General features: G+C 54.5%; 23 protein-coding genes. All 23 read right to left on the bottom strand.

The features are described 5' to 3' along the window. Nucleotides 1–153 precede the first annotated feature (153 nt). Nucleotides 154–1,602 (bottom strand): proline--tRNA ligase, encoded by a 1,449-nt coding sequence (proS, locus tag AC27KL_RS08060; protein WP_487169374.1) that lies wholly within the window; start codon nt 1,600–1,602, stop codon nt 154–156. A gap of 31 nt (nt 1,603–1,633) precedes the next feature. Further along, complete coding sequence (rseP, locus tag AC27KL_RS08055) at nt 1,634–2,905, bottom strand: RIP metalloprotease RseP (RefSeq protein WP_487169430.1); 1,272 nt, start codon at nt 2,903–2,905, stop codon at nt 1,634–1,636. Between the two features lie 268 nt (nt 2,906–3,173). Continuing rightward, nucleotides 3,174–4,313: a 1-deoxy-D-xylulose-5-phosphate reductoisomerase gene (locus AC27KL_RS08050; RefSeq protein WP_487169373.1), complete on the bottom strand. Its 1,140-nt coding sequence runs from the start codon at nt 4,311–4,313 to the stop codon at nt 3,174–3,176. A gap of 19 nt (nt 4,314–4,332) precedes the next feature. Then, the gene (locus tag AC27KL_RS08045; protein ID WP_487169372.1) at nt 4,333–5,133 is read right to left on the bottom strand and encodes a phosphatidate cytidylyltransferase; all 801 of its coding nucleotides are present in this window, start codon (nt 5,131–5,133) and stop codon (nt 4,333–4,335) included. 23 nt (nt 5,134–5,156) lie between these two features. Continuing rightward, nucleotides 5,157–5,924: an undecaprenyl pyrophosphate synthase gene (gene uppS, locus AC27KL_RS08040; RefSeq protein WP_339321306.1), complete on the bottom strand. Its 768-nt coding sequence runs from the start codon at nt 5,922–5,924 to the stop codon at nt 5,157–5,159. Nucleotides 5,925–5,996: 72 nt separating this feature from the next. Further along, nucleotides 5,997–6,551, bottom strand: a complete 555-nt coding sequence (gene frr, locus AC27KL_RS08035; RefSeq protein WP_036706962.1) for a ribosome recycling factor — start codon at nt 6,549–6,551, stop codon at nt 5,997–5,999. Further along, nucleotides 6,551–7,279, bottom strand: coding sequence for a UMP kinase (gene pyrH, locus AC27KL_RS08030; RefSeq protein WP_036706960.1), 729 nt, complete (start codon nt 7,277–7,279; stop codon nt 6,551–6,553). Before pyrH ends, frr begins: the two co-directional genes overlap by 1 nt. Nucleotides 7,280–7,576: 297 nt before the next feature. Next, nucleotides 7,577–8,227 (bottom strand): translation elongation factor Ts, encoded by a 651-nt coding sequence (gene tsf / locus AC27KL_RS08025; protein ID WP_036706956.1) that lies wholly within the window; start codon nt 8,225–8,227, stop codon nt 7,577–7,579. A 166-nt stretch (nt 8,228–8,393) separates the two neighbouring features. Then, on the bottom strand, nt 8,394–9,092 hold the full coding sequence (rpsB, locus tag AC27KL_RS08020) for a 30S ribosomal protein S2 (RefSeq protein WP_036706955.1): 699 nt from the start codon (nt 9,090–9,092) through the stop codon (nt 8,394–8,396). A 321-nt stretch (nt 9,093–9,413) separates the two neighbouring features. Beyond that, entirely contained in the window at nt 9,414–10,031 is a 618-nt protein-coding gene (locus tag AC27KL_RS08015; RefSeq protein WP_487169371.1) for a hypothetical protein, read from the bottom strand. Continuing rightward, nucleotides 10,028–10,606, bottom strand: coding sequence for a hypothetical protein (locus AC27KL_RS08010; protein WP_487169370.1), 579 nt, complete (start codon nt 10,604–10,606; stop codon nt 10,028–10,030). Before AC27KL_RS08010 ends, AC27KL_RS08015 begins: the two co-directional genes overlap by 4 nt. A 62-nt stretch (nt 10,607–10,668) precedes the next feature. Beyond that, nucleotides 10,669–10,980: a hypothetical protein gene (locus tag AC27KL_RS08005; protein ID WP_339325187.1), complete on the bottom strand. Its 312-nt coding sequence runs from the start codon at nt 10,978–10,980 to the stop codon at nt 10,669–10,671. A 67-nt stretch (nt 10,981–11,047) separates the two neighbouring features. Continuing rightward, complete coding sequence (locus tag AC27KL_RS08000; protein WP_487169369.1) at nt 11,048–12,457, bottom strand: flagellar assembly protein A; 1,410 nt, start codon at nt 12,455–12,457, stop codon at nt 11,048–11,050. Nucleotides 12,458–12,487: 30 nt separating this feature from the next. Continuing rightward, nucleotides 12,488–13,276 (bottom strand): FliA/WhiG family RNA polymerase sigma factor, encoded by a 789-nt coding sequence (locus tag AC27KL_RS07995; protein ID WP_036706949.1) that lies wholly within the window; start codon nt 13,274–13,276, stop codon nt 12,488–12,490. 15 nt (nt 13,277–13,291) lie between these two features. Beyond that, nucleotides 13,292–13,705, bottom strand: coding sequence for a hypothetical protein (locus AC27KL_RS07990; RefSeq protein ID WP_339321310.1), 414 nt, complete (start codon nt 13,703–13,705; stop codon nt 13,292–13,294). Nucleotides 13,706–13,707: 2 nt separating this feature from the next. Next, nucleotides 13,708–14,205, bottom strand: coding sequence for a chemotaxis protein CheD (locus tag AC27KL_RS07985; protein WP_487169368.1), 498 nt, complete (start codon nt 14,203–14,205; stop codon nt 13,708–13,710). Further along, nucleotides 14,198–14,791, bottom strand: coding sequence for a chemotaxis protein CheC (locus AC27KL_RS07980; RefSeq protein ID WP_445164812.1), 594 nt, complete (start codon nt 14,789–14,791; stop codon nt 14,198–14,200). The genes AC27KL_RS07985 and AC27KL_RS07980 overlap by 8 nt, the downstream gene beginning before the upstream one ends. Before the next feature lie 37 nt (nt 14,792–14,828). Further along, nucleotides 14,829–15,290: a chemotaxis protein CheW gene (locus AC27KL_RS07975; RefSeq protein ID WP_036706945.1), complete on the bottom strand. Its 462-nt coding sequence runs from the start codon at nt 15,288–15,290 to the stop codon at nt 14,829–14,831. Between the two features lie 31 nt (nt 15,291–15,321). Next, nucleotides 15,322–17,409 carry a chemotaxis protein CheW gene (locus tag AC27KL_RS07970; RefSeq protein ID WP_487169367.1) on the bottom strand — a complete coding sequence of 696 codons (2,088 nt, stop codon included), beginning with the start codon at nt 17,407–17,409 and terminating at the stop codon, nt 15,322–15,324. 23 nt (nt 17,410–17,432) lie between these two features. Continuing rightward, a complete protein-coding gene (locus AC27KL_RS07965; protein WP_487169366.1) occupies nt 17,433–18,776 on the bottom strand; it encodes a protein-glutamate methylesterase/protein-glutamine glutaminase in 1,344 nt (447 codons plus the stop codon). Nucleotides 18,777–18,811: 35 nt separating this feature from the next. Continuing rightward, a complete protein-coding gene (locus tag AC27KL_RS07960) occupies nt 18,812–19,711 on the bottom strand; it encodes a MinD/ParA family protein (protein WP_487169365.1) in 900 nt (299 codons plus the stop codon). Beyond that, nucleotides 19,708–21,111 (bottom strand): flagellar biosynthesis GTPase FlhF, encoded by a 1,404-nt coding sequence (gene flhF / locus AC27KL_RS07955; protein WP_487169364.1) that lies wholly within the window; start codon nt 21,109–21,111, stop codon nt 19,708–19,710. Before flhF ends, AC27KL_RS07960 begins: the two co-directional genes overlap by 4 nt. After that, nucleotides 21,108–23,141: a flagellar biosynthesis protein FlhA gene (gene flhA, locus AC27KL_RS07950; protein ID WP_036706939.1), complete on the bottom strand. Its 2,034-nt coding sequence runs from the start codon at nt 23,139–23,141 to the stop codon at nt 21,108–21,110. Before flhA ends, flhF begins: the two co-directional genes overlap by 4 nt. Nucleotides 23,142–23,145: the final 4 nt, after the last annotated feature.

The following is a 23,145-nucleotide window of genomic DNA, read 5'->3' as shown; positions in this document are numbered from 1 at the left end:
TGCTCCACTGCTAAAAATGAAAAGCTTCTGAATCCAGTCATATCAACCGGGTTCGCGAACACCGGACCTATTTCTGGGCAGAAGCTCCTCAACGTCTATTCCTGAAACAACCGCTCCGCCGCCGGCTTGGGCGGCAAAGCACATGATACCGGCTTAATAAGCTCTGGCAAAAACGACCGTATGTTTGGCCGGTTGTCCGCAAACGAGGCATGTATGCTTTTCTTCGGAAGGGTTAAACGGAATGTTCCGGCTTGTCGCGCCGGTTTCTTCCTTCACCTTGCTTTCGCATGCTTCCGATCCGCACCAGCCGGCCAGCGTAAACCCGCGTTTTTCTTCCATGCTCGCCTTCATTTCATCCAGCGTGTTCACGGAATAAAAATGGTCGTCCATGAACTGCTTGGCGCGTTCGAACATTTCGCGCTGCACCTGATCCAGCATCGCTTGAACCTCTTCCACGAGGTTGGCCTGCTGAACCACTTTTTTCTCACCGCTAATTCGCGACACAAGCACGCAGACGCCGTTTTCCATGTCGCGCGGACCGATCTCGAGCCGCACCGGCACCCCGCGCATTTCATACTCGTTAAATTTCCAGCCCGGGCGAACGTCGTTCCGGTCATCGACGCGAACGCGAATGCCGGCTTTCTTCAACTCGGCGAACAGCTCGTCCGTGCGTCCCACGACGGCGTCCCACGTTTTCGGCGGGCCGATCGGAATCATGATGACTTGGGTCGGAGCCACTTTCGGCGGCAGCGCAAGTCCCCGGTCATCCCCGTGCACCATGATCATCGAACCGATCAGGCGCGTGCTCGTCCCCCAAGAAGTGGTATGCACGTATTCCTGTTTGTTTTCGCGGCTCAAATATTGAATATCGAAAGCAACCGCAAAGTTCGTTCCAAGATAATGCGACGTTCCCGCCTGCACGGCGCGTCCGTCCTTCATCATCGCTTCGATGGAGAACGTATCGACCGCGCCCGCAAATTTCTCGGACGGCGTTTTTTGGCCGGTGATGACCGGAATCGCTAAAAATTCCTCCACGAAGCTGCGGTATACTTCGAGCATTTTCATCGTTTCCTCGCGCGCTTCCTCTTCCGTCTCATGGGCGGTATGGCCTTCCTGCCACAAAAACTCGCTCGTGCGCAAGAAAGGCAGCGTGCGTTTTTCCCATCTGACCACGTTGGCCCACTGGTTGATCAGCACGGGCAGGTCGCGATAGGATTGAATCCATTTCGAATACATGTGGCCAAACATCGTTTCGGAGGTCGGGCGGATCGCCAGGCGCTCCTCGAGCTTGTCGCCGCCGGCTTCGGTTACCCAAGGCAGCTCCGGGTTAAAGCCCTCGACATGCTCTTTTTCTTTTTGGAAAAAGCTCTCCGGAATGAACAGCGGGAAATAGGCGTTGCGGTGGCCCGTTTCTTTGAAACGCCGGTCCATCTCTTGTTGGATATGCTCCCAAATTTCGTAACCGTCCGGGCGGAACACGATGCATCCGCGCACAGGCGAGTAATCCATAAGATCCGCTTTTTTAATCACGTCGATGTACCAGCGCGAGAAGTCTTCCCCCTGCGGCGTTATCTCGGTCACAAATTGTTTATCGTTTGACATAAAAATGGACTTCCTCCCAATGTATCGTCAATTATCCGTTGATTAAACGCAAGATGTCATTATAAGTTACAACAATCATTAACAGGAACAGCATCGCAAACCCGACGAAATGCACCATGCCTTCCCGGCTCGGATCGATCGGCTTCCCGCGGACGGCTTCCACGCCAAGAAACACGAGACGGCTTCCGTCCATGGCCGGAATCGGCAGCAGATTGAAAATGCCCAGATACAAACTCAATATCGCAGCCCATTGCGTGAGCTGGGCGATTCCTTGCTTGGCAATCTGGCCCGTTATCTCAAAGGTCCCTACCGGTCCGCTGATATCGTTCATATTGAACTGTTTGATCAACTTGCCGAAACCCTGGAAAATGATTTTGGTCCCATTAACCATGGCGGAACCTGCTCCGGTAAAGGTCTCTCCAATGCCGGCCTTGCGCGTAGGGAGTGCGGGGGTGATACCGATTTTTCCTCCCTCTTGCCCTTCCATCGCCCGAGGGGTCAGCGTCACATTGAACACCTCGTCGCCGCGGCGGATGGTCCACTTCATCGGCTTGCCTTCGGACTTGGCCGTCATATCGATCATTTTCTCATAATCCGTGCCGATGCTGACGCCGTCGATCGTTTCGACGATGTCGCCTTTTTTCAAATGGGCTTCATCCGCCGGCATTCCTTTCGAAACGTCCCCGATCACGATGTACGTCGGATTTTCGACCGGAATGCCGGCCATTTGAAGATGGACTCCGAACAAGATGAAAGCTAGGATAAAGTTCATCAGCGGGCCTGCAAAGATGGACATCGCCCGCTGCCCGACCGTTTTGCTCGCGAACTGCCGGTCCCTTGGGGCAATTTGCGTTTCCTGGGACTTGGCGACGAGCATCGTCTGCGGATGGATCGGATATTGCTGGATTTCTCCGTCCACGTTCAGGCGGATTTTCAGGCTGTCGGTCAAATCGATGAACTCCACTTCGCCGCGGATGACGTTTTTGCGGTTATCCAGCTGATCCAGATAAATCTTTTTTACTTCCCCGTCCTTGACCCGCACGGCAACCGTTTGTCCGGGGTGGATCTCCACGAGCTCCGGATCTTCGCCCGCCATCCGGGCATATCCGCCGAACGGAAGCAGACGAAGCGTAAATTGGGTTTCCCCCCGTTTATAAGAAAACAGTTTCGGACCGAAACCGATCGCAAACTCCCGAACCAGTATGCCTGCACGTTTGGCGAAATAATAATGCCCCCACTCATGCACGGTGACAATGACGAAAAACATGAGCACCGTCAAAAAAACTACCTGCACCATTTCCAATTCGTCGCATCCCCCTTTATTGTCTGAGACCGAAGCTTCATAATCCGCGAATCGGCAAGCCATGCCGACCCCCATAGAATGAATGATGGTCCGTAACCGGCCGTTCCGGCCTTTCTGCCCTGCAGCCTCGCTGCTAAGGCTCGTCTCGATTCAGTCTATATAGATTATCATTATTCTCCGGACCCGCACAAGAGAATCACTTTTGAGCCATTTTTTAGATAAGGGAGAAGAGTGGATTCTTGCGGTTTATGCCCGCGTTCCCCGAATGTCAGAGCTTGGCTGCAGCCTCCCGGGTACGCTTGTCGCACGCTTCGATTTCCGCAAGCTCTGGTTCTGGAATGTTGTGATGCCGATCAAGCACTCTTTCGATGATATCCTCAATTTGCAAAAATGAAATCTCTTTGCGCAAAAACCGCGCAACCGCCACCTCGTTGGCGGCATTAAATGCGGTTGTGGCTGTACCACCCATTTTACCACATTCATATGCCAGTCTTAAACAAGGGAAGCGTTCGAAGTCCATTTCGCGGAATTGAAGTTTGCCGACCTCGGCCAGCGAGAGCGGGCGCGACGGCGATTCCCACCGCTCCGGGTACGTAAGGGCATACTGGATCGGAACCCTCATGTCCGGATTGCCGAGCTGGGCAATGATGCTGGTGTCGCGAAACTCCACAAAGGAATGGATGATGCTTTCGGGATGCAGAAGCACGTTGATTTGCTCGTAGGGCAAGCCAAACAGCCAGTGCGCCTCGATCACTTCCAGCCCTTTGTTGACCATCGTCGCGGAATCGATCGTAATTTTGGCCCCCATGGACCAATTCGGATGCTTAAGCGCATCCTCCACCGTCACGTGTTTCAGCTCATCGCGCGTCCGGTCCCGGAAAGAACCGCCGGAAGCCGTCAGCGTAATGGATGCCAAATCCTTGGGGTTTTCCCCGTTCAAGCATTGGAAAATGGCGGAATGCTCGCTGTCGATCGGGAGCAGCTTCACGCCTTTTTCGCGTGCGCGCGCCGTCACGATATGGCCGGCCGTCACTAGCGTTTCCTTGTTGGCCAGCCCGATCGTTTTTCCGGCTTCGATCGCCGCAAGCGTCGAAGGGAGCCCCAGGCTCCCCATGACGGCCGTGACCACGATATCGGCATCGGTCCCGGCGGCGATTTCGATCAGCCCGTGGTCCCCGTAAAACACTTCCGTGCCGGCCGGAACCTCGGCTTTGATTTGTTCGGCAAGCTCGCGCGTAGCCACCGAAACTTTCCGCGGTTTGAATCGCCGCGCCTGCTCCAGCAGCAGGGCGATGTTCCCTCCCGCAGCCAAACCTTCGATTTGAAAATGCTCCGAATGCTTTGCCGCCACATCCAGCGTCTGCGTTCCTATCGAGCCCGTGGAGCCGAGCACGCTAATTTTTTTCATATCGAAACCTTCTCTCGTTTTAATAAGGCATCAGCATCACGATATGTACGAACGGAAAGACGATAATCCAGCTGTCGCAGCGGTCCAAAATGCCTCCGTGCCCCGGCAGCAGACTGCCGGAATCTTTGATGCCGTATACGCGCTTATAAGCGGATTGAATCAGATCGCCCAGTTGTCCCGTCACGGCGCAAGCCAGTCCGATCGCCACGGCGCGTCCGAACGTCAGGATCCCCCCGGAAAAGAGGGAAAACGCCGCAGCCGCGATCATGGAAATGACGACGCCGCCGAGAGCTCCTTCAATCGTTTTGTTCGGGCTGATGGCCGGCCAAAGCTTGTTTTTGCCGATCCATTTCCCGACGAAATAAGCTCCTGCATCGCTCGCCCAAATCGAAACGAGCAGCAGGAACGTCCAAAACAGTCCATGCCCGTCCGGCGCGCCCCGGGATCCGGCGATATAGGAAAATCCGACCCCGATGTATACCGCGCCCAGAAACAGCATGGCCGCCTGTTGTATTGCGATTTTATTCTTCGTTATGACCGTGACCAGCATGAACAGGAACAAAAGCAGCCAAATGAAGTGATCCCATGACAGCGAAAAATCGATGCCAAGCGGTTTCCACGGAAAAACGAACAAAAGCACGCCCAGATATCCCAGCCATGCCGTACCGCCAAAAGGAGAAACCTTGGTCATGCGCACGAATTCATAATATCCGATCATGGCCATCGCCAGCACGATCAGATGGTACGGCAGCCCCCCGATCAGGCATAATCCCAAAAAGACAACTCCAGCAATGATTCCGGTAATCAGTCGTTGTTTCAACGATAATCCATCCTCCATATGGCTTAAGTCAAGCCGCCGTATCTCCGCGTTCTGCGCGAATACTCGGCAACCGCTTCGTATAAATAATGTTCATTAAAATCAGGCCAATAGATATCGGTGAACCACATTTCGCTATATGCCATTTGCCAGAGCATAAAGTTGCTGATCCGCATCTCCCCGCTGGTACGGATGATTAAATCCGGATCGGGCAGCCCGCTGGAAAGCAAATGCCGATCCACCAATTCCGGCGTAATGTCATCCGGGTTCAGCGCACCAGCTTCGATTTTCCGCGCCAATTCGCGCATGCAGTCGGTAATTTCCTTCCGGCTGCCGTAATTGAGCGCGAAGTTCAGCACCAGCCCGTCATTGCCTTCGGTGCGGCGGACGGCTTCTTCCATCGCGCTGATGGTGTAGGACGGCAGTCCTTCGCGGTCGCCCATCATCCGGACCTGCACGTTTTTTTCCACCAATTCATCCAGCTCGAGGGCCAGGAATTCCTGCGGCAAGCGCATCAGAAAATCGACCTCGTCCTTCGGACGTTTCCAATTTTCCGTCGAAAAGGCATACAGCGTCAAATATTTGATCCCCAGCTTATCCGCTGCAATCGTCGTCCGTTTGACGGCTTTCATCCCGTTTTGATGCCCGATGATACGCGGAAGCCCTTGGCGTTTCGCCCAGCGTCCGTTACCGTCCATGATGATGGCGACATGCTCAGGAACATTGTCTATTGATCGTTCCGGCGACTGTACTTTGGATTCCCGTGTCCACCACGATCGAACTCGTTTGATCATTCTAGTTCCTCCATGCGGGTTTCTGCAAAAAAAGACATAAACCCCACCATAAAAGGAGGGGCCGAAAGTCTCTTATACTTCCATGATCTCTTTTTCTTTAGCTACGAGCACTTTGTCGACTTCCGCGATAAATTTATCCGTCGTTTTCTGGATGTCATCCTGGTGACGGCGGGATTCATCTTCAGATATATCGGTTTTTTCCATTTTTTTAATGTCGTCGTTCGCATCGCGGCGGATATTGCGGATGGCCACCTTCGCTTCTTCGCCGAATTTTTTGGTCATTTTCACCAGTTCCATGCGGCGTTCTTCCGTCAGCGGAGGAATGACCAAACGAATCGTGTTCCCGTCGTTTGCAGGCGTCAGCCCGAGATCGGATTTCAGGATGGCTCTTTCGATGTCGGCCAGCGAGGATTTATCCCACGGCTGGATCAACAGCGTCCGGGAATCCGGCGTATTGATGTTGGCCAGCTGGTTCAGCGGAGTCATCGTTCCGTAGTATTCAACCTGTACCCGGTCCAGAAGGGCCGGAGCGGCGCGTCCAGCGCGCAGCGTCGCCAAATCTCTTTTCAAAGCGGAGATCGCCTTTTCCATGCGTTCTTCCGCATGTTTTTTTACTGTTTGAGGCATTAATCTACACTCCCTTTAACGATCGTTCCGATTTTTTCGCCTTGAACGACCCGTTTAATGTTTCCTTGCTCGGTAATCGCAAATACGATAAGCGGAATGTTGTTGTCCATGCAGAGGGAAGATGCCGTGGAATCCATCACGCCCAAGTTTTTGTTCAGTACGTCCAAATACGTCAGCTGCTCATACTTCTCTGCCGTGCTGTCTTTGAAAGGATCAGCGGAATAGACGCCGTCCACTTTGTTTTTGGCCATCAGAATGACCTCGGCTTCAATTTCAGCTGCACGAAGCGCGGCTGTCGTATCCGTCGAGAAGAACGGGTTGCCTGTGCCCGCCGCAAAAATGACGACGCGTCCTTTTTCCAGATGGCGGATCGCTCTGCGGCGAATGTACGGCTCGGCGATCTGCTGCATGGCGATCGAAGTTTGCACGCGCGTCGGAACGTCGATCTGTTCCAAGGCGTCCTGCAGCGCCAGCGAGTTCATCACCGTGGCCAGCATGCCCATGTAGTCCGCCGTTGCACGGTCGATGCCGCTGGAACTGCCGGCGATTCCGCGCCAAATGTTCCCGCCGCCGCAAACGATCGCGACTTGAACGCCCAGCTCCACAACTTCCTTCACTTGTTCAGCGATGGATGCGATCGTCGCCGCATCGATACCATATCCGTTTTGGCCCGCGAGGGATTCCCCGCTGACTTTCAAGACAACTCGTTTAAAAATTGGCTCTTTCAAAATGTTTACCCTCCACTTTAAGACAGCACCTGTCTGGTGCCCGTTTAGAAAACCGACTTTGCTTCCCGCTCCGCGGGGGCGGAGCTACCAGAACTGATGTCATGCTCATACTCAAAAGAAAAACTTCCGATGCCGGCTGTAGCGGCCTGGCAGCGGATGTTTTTCTTACGAGATCAGGCGGCATTCCACGCAAAGCTGCTGTTTTTCTGATCTCTGAAAAAAGAGGGAACACTGGCGTGTTCCGCTCTTCATCCCGCAATATTCATCAAAGGCGCGTCAACCGCGCATGTTACTTGCTTAGTTTTTAACTTGCGCCATAACTTCTTCAACGAAGTTATCCACTTTTTTCTCCATGCCTTCGCCCAGCTCGTAACGAACGAAGCGGCGGATCGAGATGTTTTCGCCGATCGTGCTGATTTTTTCTTTCAGCAGCGTAGCGACGGTTTTGTCCGGATCTTTAATGAACGGCTGTTCCAACAGGCAGAACTCTTCGAAGTATTTGCCGATGCGGCCTTCAACCATTTTTTCAACGATTTTTTCTGGTTTGCCTTCATTCAGGGCTTGGGCTTTCAGGATCTCTTTTTCCTTTTCGATCTCTTCGGCCGGTACTTCTTCGCGAGCTACGTAACGCGGGCTGGAAGCCGCGATGTGCATAGCGATGTCGCGCGCAAACTCTTTGAATTGATCCGTTTTGCCGACGAAGTCGGTTTCGCAGTTGATTTCGACGAGGACGCCGATGCGGCCGCCGCCGTGGATGTAAGATTCAACGACGCCTTCCGTCGCTACGCGACCCGCTTTGTTCGCTGCCGCTGCGAGGCCTTTTTCGCGAAGGAGTTCGACCGCTTTCGTAATGTCACCGTTTGCTTCTTCCAGCGCTTTTTTGCAATCCAGCATACCTGCGCCTGTTTTTTCACGAAGCTCTTTTACCGCACTAGCACTTACTGCCATAGGATTTTTCCCTCCAAAAGTTAATTCGTTGTTTTTTTGGACGATATAAGAAGAGTATTCACCGATGCCATCTTCCTTATATCTTAAAAAAAGGGCAGTGAGAGGTTATACACCTACCAACCACCCTTTTCATTTAATTCATGTCAATTGCTTGCTTCTGCTGATCTTAGGCAGTTGTTTCTTCGCCTTGATGAGCTTCCACCACGGCGTCGGCCATTTTGCCAGTCAACAGTTTAACGGCACGGATCGCGTCGTCATTACCAGGGATGACGTAGTCGATTTCGTCCGGATCGCAGTTCGTGTCGACGATGCCAACGATTGGGATACCCAATTTGCGTGCTTCGGCAACAGCGATGCGCTCTTTGCGAGGATCGATGATGAACAGGGCGCTAGGAAGGCCTTTCATGTTCTTGATCCCGCCCAGGAATTTTTCAAGACGATCTTTCTCTTTGCGGAGAATGATGACTTCTTTTTTAGGCAGAACGGCAAAAGTACCGTCTTCTTCCCACTTCTCGAGCTCTTTCAAACGGTTGATACGTTTTTGGATCGTTTCGAAGTTAGTCAAAGTTCCGCCGAGCCAACGTTGGTTGATGTAGTACATACCGCAACGTTCCGCTTCTTCTTTCACGGAGTCTTGAGCTTGTTTTTTCGTGCCGACGAACAGAATCGTTCCGTTCTCTTCAGCGACGCTCTTAACGAAGTTAAAAGCTTCCTCGACCTTTTTCACAGTTTTCTGCAGGTCGATAATGTAAATACCGTTTCTTTCGGTGAAGATATATTTATCCATTTTCGGGTTCCAACGACGAGTTTGGTGTCCGAAGTGAACGCCAGCTTCAAGAAGCTGTTTCATGGAAATGACTGCCATCTTCACGCACCTCCTAAATTTGGTTTTTTTGTGTCCTCCGCTGTTTTCATTTTCCGTCAAGACTTTCCATCAGGAAAGCACCCTTTACGAAATCCGACAGCGTGTGTTTTAACACCGTCAATTAATATACCATAAGTGAATGCCCGATGCAACGCCTATTCGCGGGATTTTCGCCGCGGAGGGAATCGTCCTGCAAAGCCGCGCCATTAGCGTATTATGAGCCCTCGCTTGGACGACCTATCAAAGCCGGTTACCGTTAGGTGCGGCAGGCTCACCAGCCCCCCGGGTACAGCAAAAAACCGTCAGGCTGCGCCTTATACGTCAGCGAGGCGGTTTTGTCGTAATTTTGGCGATGATGCTGTCAAACTCCTCGCCTTTAGCAAATTCATACGTGCCTGAGCGGATTTTCGTGCTCATTTTCCGTCCCCTGCCCGTTTCGACGAACGCGGCCGCATCCGAAATCACCCCTGATTTTTTCAGCTTGTCGGCGACATCGGTTAAATTGCTTCCGCTGGCGATTTTGACGGAAATGAGCGGAGCCTCGGGCGTTTTCGGCTTGTTTATGCCGTCTGCGGCTGCATTGGCGGCAGGCTGGCCGGATGCCTTCGAAGCCGGGGCTGCCGGTTTTTCGGGCGTCTTGGGCGCTTCGGCCTTTTGGCCGGCTTCGGGCGCTTTTACGGGACTTCCTTGCGGTTTCGCGCTTTTGTCCATCATCTGCCGTTTCCATTCTTCTTCGGTCATCCGCTTGTCGTCCGCTTCAACCAATTTGAGCCCCAACGCTTCGGCTTGTTCCTGCAGCTGCTCTTTTGTCGGTTTCACAACCTCCGAAGCCTGCGGCACGACGTTCGCCCCGGTTCCCGCGTTCATAAGCTGCAAAAGAAGAGCGCCGACCAGCAGCCCGCTGCCGAGTCCGATCATAAAGGAACGATTTTTGATCACAGCGACCCCTCCCGTTTCGCCAGCTGCAGAATCAGCGTCACTTCGCCTTTTTGCATGCCCGTGAACTTCGCGATGGCTTCGATCGATTTGCCTTGGGCGTGAAGCTCGAACAGCTCGGGGTAACGTTCCCGGATGGACGGCTCCTTCGTCTCTTCTTCGGTAGCCGTATCCTGCACGGATTGGTCCCCGAGGATCTGCGTCTCCGCGGCGGCCGCCCCTTCCCGTTCAGCAAGTACCGCCGACGCCGCTTGGCGGTCTCTTTGCTCGATGTCGGAGAGGCGCGCTTCATGCGACGCATTTTGCTGCTCGAGCTGCAGCAACCGCTGCCTCATCTCGTTCAGCTGTTCCTGATGCGCAAGCTGCTTGGAGGTGATGTCCTGCTTCATTTGGCCGATCAATTCCACCAGCTCTTCGTTTTCTCTTTCGATATCCGCCATGTACTGCTCCAGGGTTGCTTCCACTTCCCGGACCATTTGCTCCTTGTCCGCCGATTTCCCGACTTGCCGTTTAGGCAGCATGAGAGCATAGACAATGGCGGCAGCGCCTAAAATAACGACAATCATCCACGGTTCCAAAGCTTTTTTCTCCTTTAAATACGTTTTTCGCCACGGCCCGGCTGTCGGGTCCGATTTCTTCGTCAAAGGGAAACATCCAGACGGTGCCCTTTATAAGGATGTTCCGCATCCTTGTGCCCACCCGTCTCCTCGGGCTTGGACGCCCGGCGTGAAGAATCTTTCTGGCCCGAAGGGTGGCGCTTGCCTTCGTCCCGCACCGCGGCATTCGCCGTTTCGTCCACTCCCGCGCTTTTCTGCCGGAGCTCCTGGGCCTCCTTTTGCTGCTGCCCCGCCAAAAATTCTTGCTCCTGCGAGGTCCGATGATGAATATCGTTTTGTATTCTGCCCGCTTCCGTCGTTCGGGGGATGGCAATTTGCATCTCTACCGATTTCATACTCACGAACATTCACCTGCCTGCAAAAATCGCTATTTGTTATGCATCCCGCAAGCCGTCATCTCCGTCATACGTAAGGGACCATCGTGATGTCGCCCTCGTGGAAATAAAAGGATACCCTTTCGACAGGGTCCTTGATAAATCTCGTATACCTTCCGATCACGATTTTGGAACCGCCGTAAATTCTTTTGACGATATCCACCCGGGCTCTGACGGTTTCTTCCAGCGTTTTTTCGATCTCCAAAATTCGCCCCTTAACTTCCTCCTGCTCCCGCTGCGTCGACTTTTTGGTCGCGCTTAGCTTCACCCGGAGCGCCATTTTGTCCGAAGACAACTGTCCCGTCGATGCCAGCTGGTTAAGCAGATGGAGCGCCTTGTCCGCCTTGTCAAGCGCTTCCATGAGCTGCCTCGAACGCTGGCGAAGTTCCGCAAGTTCGTTTCGGAGTTCGGGCTGCACCCCGACTTCGATCGAGGTTGTCGTCGACATGCTGTTGCCGATGGTCCGGGCGGTTACCCGTTCCCCCGCCTGGATGCTGCCGCCGACGATCAGGCCTTTCGTTCCGTTGCAGATGATGTTTTTGCCGGCCCGGATATTCGAATGCATGATGCTTTGGGAGACGATGACGTCTTCGCCCGCAATGACGTTGCCGTCCTGGATGAACGAGCTTTTGACGTTTTTGCCCGCCCGGACGAAGCCTTTGTTGTACCCGATAATTCCGCTCGTAATTTCGATCGATCCTTCCGCCTCCAGCTCGGCGCCTTCGACCCCGCCCACGACGCGGATATCGCCGGCGGCTTTTACCCGAAACCCCGTCAGCACGTTGCCCCGAACGACGACGGTGCCGACAAAATCGATGTTGCCTACGCTGTAGTCCACGTCGCCGTTGACTTCATACACCGGGAACACGTTGATCTTGCCTTTATCCGTCGTCGTGACCAGCCCGTCGATGGCTGCATACATCGATGTTCCTTCAGGATCGAGAACCACGTTTTTGCCTACTTTAAAATAGGCTTCCTTCCCGGGCTTGAACGGGATCGGTTCCCCGGTCACCGCAGTGCCGGGTTTTCCCGGCTCCGGCGGGATCCTCCTGGCAATGAGCTGCCCTTTGATGACGTTGTTCAGGCTCAGCAGCTCTTTGAAATCCACCTTGCCGTCCTCGGTTTCCAGCGGCCGAGGCTGATGCTCGTCCTGAAGCTTGAACGCATATTCGATATATCCGTCCTTGCCGCTGACCGGCTGCTCCCCCATCGCCACGGGCGTGCGGTTGAACATATACTCTTCGGGATGGCTCGCGATCCGGCTGATGACCCCTTTTTCAATCCCGAACTGAACCTGGTGGCTCCGCAAAAACAGCATCAAATCGTCTTCGGTGCATTTGAAGTTTTCATCACGTTTCGAGAATTGGATGTAGGCGACGCTTTTGTCATCGGAAAACGTGACGTTTAGATAGCTGTCCAACCCTAATTGAGCTGTCAATCCTTTTCCTCCCTTCCATTTCTACAGCGGTTAATCGTTTTGCATCAGCAATTCCCGATGTTTTTCGAGCGTTCCGCGCAGCCTTAGAATGGCCTTGGAATGCAGTTGAGAAATTCTCGAAGGTGAAAGCGACATCACCTCGGCAATCTCGCTGAGGGATAAATCTTCGTAATATAATAATGATACAACGGTTCGCTCTTTTTCGGTAAGCTTTTCCAACCCTTTGATGAGCGATTCCTTCAAAAAAAATTCGTTGACCTTGTAATCAGGGTTTTTGGCTTTGTCGTCCACCATGACGGACAATCTCGTTTCGGATTCTTCCTCCCTGATCGGATCCTCAAGTGAGCAAAGTGACATCACCGCCACTTCCTGAAGCATATGTTGGAACTCTTTTTCCGAGACGTTCAGGTAATCGCTCATTTCAGCATCCGTTACGGACCGGAGATGTTTCTGTTCCAGCTGCTGGTACGCATCTTCGATTTTTTTCGCCTTTTCGCGGACGGAACGGGGAACCCAGTCGCCCTGGCGGAGCGAATCGAGAATCGCCCCCCTGACGCGGAAGGATGCGTACGTTTCGAACTGAAGCCCGCGCTTGTAATCGAACTTGTCGACCGCGTCGATGAGGCCCATCACGCCGTTGCTGGCCAGATCGTCCTTGGAAACGTTTTTCGGGAGCCCGATCGCCAGCCTGCTGGACACGTAGTCCACGATATGCAGATAGTTTTCGATCAACCTTTTTTTAGCTTCCAGGTTCCCTCTTTCTTTCCACTCTTCCCAAAGTCCGGCATGGTTCAGATGTGAAGTTTTTCGCTCGCTCAACTACCCTCACCCTCCTTAATTTTCTGTCAGGTGACGAACTGCCTTGGCCAATTCTTCAGGATCCTTTTTCGAGACCAATTTTGGCGGATTGAGTGGAGTAAAACCGGCATCCCCTCCTTGGGGCGGGTCGGTTTTTGGCTTCAACAGCTCATTCAGCTCGTCACTCTCGTCGGGAGTCGTCAAGTCCAAACGCGTACCGGTCTGCGCGTCTTCAGCCTTCCAGTCATTGAATTCCGATTCAGCCTGCGGGACGCTGACCATCGTCCATGCCCACCGGAGCACGAACGCAAGCGCAAACCATGCGGCAAACGATACCACCGCGCGAATCAAGCTTGTCATGAACAAATTATTGTTCATCAGGGAAAACAACAGGGTCAAAACCAATCCTATAACGCCGAATACCAGATTAAATCGCAGATTTCCTTTCATGGCTACATTTCCTTTACACCTGTTTGTACACTGCGGATAAGCAATATGCCCGTGCCGGCATCCATTTCGATGGTGCGCCCGTAATTGCCGCCAGTGTCTTCTGCTATAAGCGGGATGCGAAGCTCCGCCAATTTGGCTTTGCAGGACTCCACGTTCCTCGGTCCGATCCTCATGGTGTCCCCGGCGCCGGCAAACGCGAACATCTGCGAACCCCCGGCCATTTTGGCGACGATCCGCGAAGGAGAAGCGCCAAGCTCCAGGAGCTTGGCTAGCAGCGCGGGCAGCGCCGTGTCCGCATATTTCGCGACGTTCAGCTGCCCCTCGCGGGCGATGTCCGAAGAGGGCAGCATCACGTGCGCCATGCCGGCCAATTTGAGCTGGGGATCATACATCGTAAGGCCGACGCATGAGCCCAGGCCGACCGTCCGGATGATTCCCGAATGCTGCACCACGTTCAGGTCGGCCATGCCTACTTTCACAATGCTTTGCTCTTCAATCATGGTCCATTGGTACTCCCAGGGATTTAAAGATCTTGGCGAATGAATCCGGATCGGGAATCAGGAAGAACTGGCCCTCCACCTCGTGGTCGCCTTCAAGGAACGTCGTATCGATCAACAGGGCATCGTCCCCCATATGCCCGAACTGCAGCAGGCCGAAGCTGAGGATCGCGCCCGCCATATCCATCGCCAGCGCCGGAACGGTGGGGTACATGCTGAGTTTCGTGAAATCCGCCAGCGAAGACAAATAAGAGCCTGCCAAAATGTTGCCGATTTCGCAGAGAGCGGACTGCTCCATTTCGTTGAACATGCCGTCCGTTTCGGGAGGAAAGCCAACCAGCCGATTCAGCAGGCTTTTGGCGGCCTCAGGGCTTAATATGAAAAACAGATTCCCCGGAGCCTCCCCTTCGACGCGGAGGAAGATGGCAACGACGACCTGCTCGGCCCCTCCGACCTTCTCCGAAATTTCTTCGAAAGGAAGCAGCTGCACCTTGGGCACGGCCATGTCCACGGGTTTGTTCAGGAGGCGGGACAAAGCGGTGGCGGCGTTCCCCGCGCCGATGTTCCCGACCTCCCGCAGGACATCCATTTTGAACTCCTTGAAATGTTTAAAGACCTCCACGGGACTATTCCTCTAAACTTTCCAATTGAATGATTTCGTTTTTGTTCAGCACTTCGGACAGATTCAGCATGATGAGCAGGCGGTCGTCGCCGATTTTGGCCACGCCGTCCAAATATTTCGCTTTGATGCCGCCGACGACCTCAGGCGGGGTTTCGATTTTGTCCTTGTGCAGATCGATGACGTCGTTGGCGGAATCGACGATAAAGCCGACCTCCATCTCGTTTACGGCCACGATGATGATCCGGGTCTGGTCGGTATATTCGGTTTCTTCCAGGCCGAAACGCCCGCGAAGATCGATGACCGGGATGACCACGCCGCGAAGATTGATTACGCCTCTGACAAACGCGTACGTTTTGGGAACCCGGGTGATCGGAAGCATGCGCTCGATCGTTTGGACCTTGTCCACTTCGATGCCGTATTCTTCGCTGCCGAGTTTAAAGACGATGACTTTGATTTCTTCTCCCATGAAAAAAACCTCCTTTTATACGTTGCCGGGATTACTTGATGAACACGTTCGGATCGAGAATGAGCGCGACCTGCCCGTCGCCCAGGATCGTGGCGCCCGAAATGCCTTTGATCGGCGGCAAATATTTGCCGAGGCTTTTCAGGACGATTTCGTTTTGCCCGATAAATTGGTCGATGGCCAACGCAGCCAAGCGCTCCCCTTTATGGATCACGATGATTTCCGTCTCTTCCTCTTCGTTTTCGTCAAAATCCTTGATATTGAAAATGCGGCTTAGCGATATTAACGGAATGAGCGATCCGCGGAACTCTACCATTTTATTGCCGTGCACGGCGCGGATCTGCCCTTTTTTGACGATGCCGGTTTCGACGATCGACGACAGCGGGATCGCGTATTTCTCCGAACCCATTTTCACCAGCATCGCCGCGATGATCGACAAGGTCAGCGGGAGCTGTACCGAGAAATTGGTGCCTTTGCCCGGCGTGGAATAGATCGTGACCTGTCCGCCCAGCGACGTGATTTTGGCCTTGACGACGTCAAGCCCGACCCCGCGTCCGGAAACGTCCGAAATTTTTTCGGCCGTGCTGAAGCCCGGAGCGAACAAAAGCTGATGCACTTCCTCATCGGACATGCCCGCCGCCTGCTCCTCCGTCACGACGCCTTTCTTGAGCGCCGTCTTCAGCACCTTGTCGCGGTAAATGCCGCGTCCGTCTTCTTCGATTTCGATAAAAACATGGTTGCCGCTGTGAAAAGCCCGCAGGTGCACGGTGCCCGTTTCCGGCTTGCCCGCGCTGATCCGGTCGGCCACCGGCTCAATCCCGTGGTCGACGGCATTGCGCAGCAGGTGCACCAGCGGATCGCCGATCTCGTCGATGACGGTCCGGTCCAGCTCCGTGTCGGCGCCTGTAATGATCAAATCGACCTTTTTGTCGAGCGATTTGGCCAAATCGCGAACCATGCGCGGGAAGCGGTTGAAGACCGTGTCGACCGGGACCATGCGCAGCTTCATGACGATATCCTGCAGATCGGAGCTGACACGGGTCATATGCTCTACCGTTTCCGTCAGCGCATGGTTCTGGATCTCGCTGGCAAGCTGTTCCAGGCGAACGCGGTCTATCAATAATTCGCTGAATAAATTCATAAGCACATCCAGCCGCTCGATGTCGACGCGGATGGTACGGGTCGGCACGGCGCCTCCAGTTTTGGCCGGGGTTTTGGCTGCCGGGGCCGCCTTCTCGGAAGCCTGCTCGGATTTGGCCGGGGGAGCTTCCTGCCCCTTCTCGGCGGCCGGGGGCGCAGCGACGGCGGCCGCAGCTTCCTGCGAAGCGGCGCCGATCTCGCTCATTTGCTGCAACGTTTCCGCGTCAAGCTCCGTCACGTCGGCTTTTTCGATCTCCGAAATGCCGATAATTTGCCGCTGAAGCTCGGCGGGATCTTTGGTTGTTATGTAATAAAGGGAGAAGCTGAAATCAAACTTTTCCTGCTCGATGTCCTGGGTCGACGGAAAGGACTTGACGACCTCGCCCGATCTCTCCAGCAATTCGAACACCATGTAAGCCCTGACCGCTTTCAGCTGGCAGTTCTCGCGGATATGGACGTCGATGTAAAGCACGCGGTGCCCCGCTTCGATGGATTGGTTCAGAACGGCATACTGGAATTCGTCCAGCTTAAGGGCCGTATTGACGTCGGAGGCGCGGGCTTCGCTCGGCGCGTTTGCCCCTTGCGGCTTGGCGGACGGGTCTTCCCCTCTGACGATCGCCTGAAGGGCGGACACGATCGCGGATACGTCGGCTTTTCCTTCCCCGCCTTCGGTAATGTCCTGCACCATCGATTCCAAAGCGTCCAAGCCTTTGAACAGCGTATCGAAAATAAAATCCTGCATGGTCAGCTTTTCGTTGCGGACCAGATCGAGCACGTTTTCCATCTGGTGGGTCAGCGCGGCGAGATCCTCGAAGCCCATCGTCGCGGCCATCCCTTTCAAGGTGTGCGCCGAACGGAAAATCACTTGCACGATCGAGAGATCGCTTGGGCTGCTTTCGAGAAGCAGCATATTTTCGTTCAGTGATTGCAGATGATCATTGGACTCATCAATAAACATGGATAAGTATTGGTTCATGTCCATTGCGAGACACCTCCTTTATAAGTTCACTTCCCGTGGCCCACGGCACGGACCACGCCGGCCGCAATGTCCTGCAGGGGCAAAACGTGGCTCACGCAATCAAGCTCGACGGCCGAACGCGGCATGCCGTAGACAACGCACGTTTCTTCGCTTTCGGCAAACGTGCTTTTGACGCCCGCATCATAGAGCCGTTTCATCATTTTCGCCCCGTCGCTGCCCATTCCCGTCATCAGCACCACATGGCGCTCCAAGGAGGCAAGCGGCAGCAGCGATTCGAAAAGAACGTCCACCGACGGCTTGTGGCCGTTCAACGGCTTGTCATCGGACAACGACGTTATAAAGCTGCCGTCGGCGTCCCTGACGATTCTTAAATGCTTCCCGCCGGGAGCGATGTAGGCCGAACCCGCTTGCAGCTTCATGCCGTCCTCCGCCTCCATGACCTCGAGCGGGCTGAAGGAATTCAACCGCTGTGCAAGGGAGCGGGTAAAATTCGGCGGCATGTGCTGGACGATGACGACCGGAGCAGGTAGATCGGCCGGGATATGCTCCAGCACCTCTTTCAGCGCTCTCGGGCCGCCGGTGGAGCATCCGATGGCGACAATGTCGTTAAAGGCATGCCGTACTTCGTTGCGTTTTTCGTCGCGCAGTTCGTGACGCTTTTCGTTACGCTTTTCGCGGCGTTCCTCGAGCGGGGCCGAAGCCGCGATATATTCCCGCGCTGCCGCAGTCTCGGCCACTTTGACGGGAGGCGGCGCTTCGGGCTTCGCTTTATTCGGCTCCTTGATCCTCCGCCCGGTTTTCTCAAGCGGGGGCTCTTGTTTCACGGCAGGAGGCAGCGGCCGCTTAAGCGGCCCGGAGGCAGCCTTTTTCGACTCGGCAACGGCTCCTCCCGGAGCGGTGTACGGCCGCAGCGTTTCCTTCTGGAGGCGCCGCTTCTCTTCCTCGGCTTCAAAGGCAGCCCTTCTTTCCTTGGCGGCCATGGCCGCCTTCAACTGCTCCAGAAGCGCATCCCCGACCTGCCCGATGTCCTGGGAATACGTCAGGGAAGGTTTGCGTATAAAATCAAACGCTCCGGATTCGAGCGCCTTAATCGTTTCCTTCATGCCCTCTTCATTGATGCCGGACAGCATGATGACGGGCATCGGTTGCTTGGCCATGATCAGCTTCAAGGCTTCGAGGCCGTTCATTTCGGGCATTTCCACATCCATCGTCACGATGTCCGGCTTCAGCCCGACGGCTTTCTCCACGGCTTCACGCCCGTTTACGGCCGTGTCCACGACCTGAAACGCGGGATCCTTTTCGATCAGATCCGAAAAAATTTTACGCATAAATGCCGAGTCATCAACAACTAGGACTTTATATGGCGCCATGCCATTTCCACCCCTTGTTCCTTTTTACAGAAGAATCATTTTGTTCGACGAAGCCACTTTTGCATAAATCCTTTGATTCCTGTCAAGGCGCCCGGTTCCGGGGAAGCAGGGACTGACGCGTACAGCCTGGCGATCCGCTGTATTTCGCGCGCCGCTGCGCAGCCCGGAAAAGCCATGGAAAAAGGAACTTGCTTTTTTACTGCCTGCACGACATGGGAGTCATCGCTTATGTATCCAAGCAGCGGAACGTCCACGTTCAAAAACTTTTGCGCCGCTACCCTGATTTTGTCCGCCGTCTGAGCGGCTTCTTTTTCATCGCTTGCACGGTTGACGATCAGCTTGAACGACGTGCCGCGCTCCCTGGAGCTGACTACCTTGATCAGCGCGTAGGCATCCGTGATCGATGTCGGCTCCGGCGTCGTTACGACGATGCATTCGTCCGCAGATTGGATAAAATTGAAGTTTTCCTGGGACAAACCGGCGCCGGTATCGAAGATGACGTAATCCATCCCGTCCGCAACCGTTTCGATCTGCTGCATGAAGTAATTCAGATCGCTTTGCGACAAGGAGAACAAATCGCTCAAACCTGAACCCCCTGCAATCAGCGACAGAGATCCCGGACCTCGTTCGATGATTTCATCGATCCGTTTCTCGCGCCGCAGCAAATGATACAGGTTATATTTGGCGGACATCCCCATCAGCACGTCGATGTTAGCCATCCCGATATCGGCGTCGAACACCAGCACCCGCTTGCCCATGGACTGCAGCGACAAGGCGAAATTAAGCGTAAAGTTGGACTTTCCGACGCCTCCTTTTCCGCTTGTCACGGTGATCAGCCTGGCTCCCTGCCGCGGCTGCTCGCCGCTCGCCAGGGCAGCGCGTTCGCGTTCGCGCATCATGACCAAATTTCTCAGCGTTTGTGCCTGATCCGTCATGCACCTTCTTCTCCCAGCAGCAGATCGCTAAGCAGCTTTTCCCCGGGCAGGAGCAGGTCATCCGGAACGTTTTGTCCGTTGGTCATGTAGGATAGGCGGAAAGGAAATTCCTTCAGCAAATTCAAGATGGGGCCGTAGCTTCCGGTCTCGTCCAATTTGGTGAAAATGACCTTGTCCAAGCCGTATTTGCTAAAATGCTCGGCGATCTTTTTCATGTCTTGGCTTTTGGAAGTCAAGCTGAGGACAAGGTACGTCTCGCTGCGTTCCACCGGCGGCAGGAGGCTTTGCAGTTCGGAAACGAGCAGCTCGTTGCGGTAGTTGCGCCCGGCCGTATCCATCAGAATAAGATCGCAATAGTCCAGACGCTCCATGGCCCGCTGCATGTCCCCCGGAGACTGCACCACCTCCAGCGGAACGTTCAGGATCGATGCATAGGTCCGCAGCTGCTCGACCGCGGAAATGCGGTACGTATCGGACGTAATGAATCCGACCTTGCGATGGTAGCGGAAGAGTTGTTCGGCAGCGAGTTTGGCGATCGTCGTCGTTTTCCCGACCCCCGTCGGGCCGGCGACATAGACCATTTTGGTTCTGGGAGCGATGCCTCCGCCGAAACGTTCCGCCAAAAACCCCTTGATGCGATCGCGGATAAACGACTCCATGTCCGCGTCGCTTAAGCTCCGGCCCTTCTCCTCCCAATGCTCAAAAGCATCGCCGATCCATTCCTGGATAAGCGAGGCTTCGATATCCTGCCGGAACAACCGGTCCTGGAGTTTTTCCAGCACGTCCGGAAGCGTGCGCTGCATGGCGGACTGGCGCGAGATTTTGGCCATCCAGGTCTTCATTTCGCGCAGCTCCTCCAGAAGCTTGTCTTCGGCCGCGGATCTTCCCTTTTCATCCAAGGCGCGTTCCGGCATCAGGGCAGGCTGCACGCGGGGCGGCGCTTCCGGCTGCGGCGATGGCATGATCCCAACGGCCGGCGGGCGCCCGTCTTTGCCCGTTTCCGCGGCTTTAGCCGCAGGCGGCGCAATGCTTTCGCTTGCCGCCGCTTGTTCCGCGAACGTCTCCGGATGCCCCGCATCCGCTGCTTTCAACGCAGCCGGTTGGCTCTGCGGCGTCCCTGCGCCCGAAGTCATTTCCGCCGTTTTTTGGTAAGCTTTGGGCACCGCTTGTTTCGGAACGGCGAGGGAAGGTGCGGCCGGGGAAGGCTGGGCTTTAGAAGGTTTCTGCGCCTCCTCTTCGACGGCCGCGACGACTTCGATTTTCTTTTGTTTGAACATGCCTAGAAAGCCGCCGATTTTCGTTTCCTTCGTGCTCAGGATCACGGCGTCGCTGCCGAGGTCATGGCGGATCTGGAGCATCGCTTCGGGCATCGTATCGACCAGATAACGCTTCACTCTCATAAATTCACCACTCCGACACTTTGAATTTCAACATTTGGCTCCAGCTCGCTGTAAGATAGTACCGGAATATCCTGCATGGTCCGCTCGATCACTTGCCGCAAATACATGCGGATCGTGGGCGACGTCAGGAGAATGGGCTGCTGCCCGGATTGCAGCAGGCGGTTGACCTGCTCGCTGAGCTTTTGGAACACCGTCTGGGTCGATACCGGATCCAGCGCCAAATAGCTGCCCTGATCGGATTGCTGCACGCTTTCCGCGATTTTTTTCTCCAGCGTCGGGCCGACCGTAATGACTTTGAGCGTCTCCCCTTCCTGGGAGAACTGCTGGGTAATCTGCCTGGAGAGGGCTTGCCTTACGTATTCCGTAAGCACGTCCGGATCTTTGGTGTATTGCCCGTAATCCGCCAAGGTTTCGAAAATGGTGACGAGATCGCGGATGGAAACTTTTTCGCGAAGCAGCTTCGCCAGCACCTTCTGGACGTCCCCGATCGCCAGCACGTTCGGAATCAGCTCGTCGACAAGCACCGGATAATTTTCGCGCAAATTGTCGACCAGCGTTTTGGTTTCCTGGCGTCCAAGCAGCTCATGCGCATGTTTCTTGATGAGCTCGGTCAAATGCGTGGCTACGACGGAAGGCGGATCCACCACGGTATACCCCGACAATTCCGCCCTTTCTTTCGTCGCCTCGTCGATCCAAAGGGCCGGAAGGCCAAAGGCCGGTTCCTGCGTCTCAATACCCGATATACTTTCGTCTTCATACCCGGGACTCATGGCCAAATAGTGATTAAGTAATAGTTCACCGCCGCCGACGCTATTCCCTTTAATTTTGATGACATATTCATTCGGTTTTAGTTGAATATTGTCGCGAATGCGGATGACCGGCACGACAAGTCCTAACTCCAAAGCGCACTGCCTGCGGATCATGATGATCCGGTCGAGCAGGTCGCCGCCCTGCTGGACGTCCGCAAGCGGGATCAGGCCGTAACCGAATTCGAATTCGATCGGGTCGACCTGCAGCAAATTGATGACACTTTCGGGACTTCGGACCTCTTCGATTTGCTGTTCCTCCTCCTGCTGCTCCACTTCGATTTGCTTGCGCTCCATGTTCTTCTGCATCCGGTAGGCCGCATACAGCAGGATGGCCGCCAGCGGCAATGTCGTAATGATATGTATAGGCGTAAAAAAGCCGAGCATGGCAACCGTGCCGCCTACGATGTACAGCAGTTTCGGATAAGACATCAGCTGCTGCGTCAAATCGCTGGCAAGATTGCCCTCCGATGAGGAACGGGTCACGATCAAACCGGATGCCGTCGAAATGAGCAGCGCCGGAATTTGAGAGACCAGGCCGTCGCCGATGGTCAGTACCGAATAGGTGGACAAAGCATCTTTGAAATCCATTCCGTTTATCGACATCCCGATGATGAAACCGCCGACCAGGTTGATGATGAGAATGATGATGCTGGCGATGGCATCGCCCTTGACGAATTTGGTGGCACCGTCCATCGCTCCGTAGTAGTCGGCTTCGCGTTCGACCTTTTGACGGCGCTCCCGCGCCTGCTGCTCGTTGATGAGCCCTGCGTTCAGATCGGCATCGATGCTCATCTGCTTGCCGGGCATCGCATCAAGCGTAAAACGCGCGGCCACCTCGGCAACCCGTTCCGAACCTTTCGTAATGACGATAAATTGAACGACGACGAGGATCAGGAAGACGATGAACCCGACGGCGATTTGTCCATTGGCGATCCAGCTGCCGAATGTGGATACCACGGTTCCGGCAAACCCTTCGGACAGGATCAGTTTCGTCGTCGAAATGTTCAGCGCAAGCCTGAACAACGTCGTGATCAGCAAAAGGGAAGGAAATATCGAAAATTGCAGCGCTTCCTTCGTGTTCATCGCTACCAGCAAAATGAGCAGGGCAAGCGAGATGTTGATGACGAGCAGAACGTCCAAAAGCCATGTCGGGATCGGAAGAATCATCATGAGAACGATGCCGATGACACCTAGTAATACCGTAATTTCCTTTGCTTTCAATGGC

This window comes from Paenibacillus sp. YAE3 (assembly GCF_057546105.1).
Note: the sequence above shows the minus strand (reverse complement) of the source record. Positions and strands in the feature narration are given on the sequence as shown.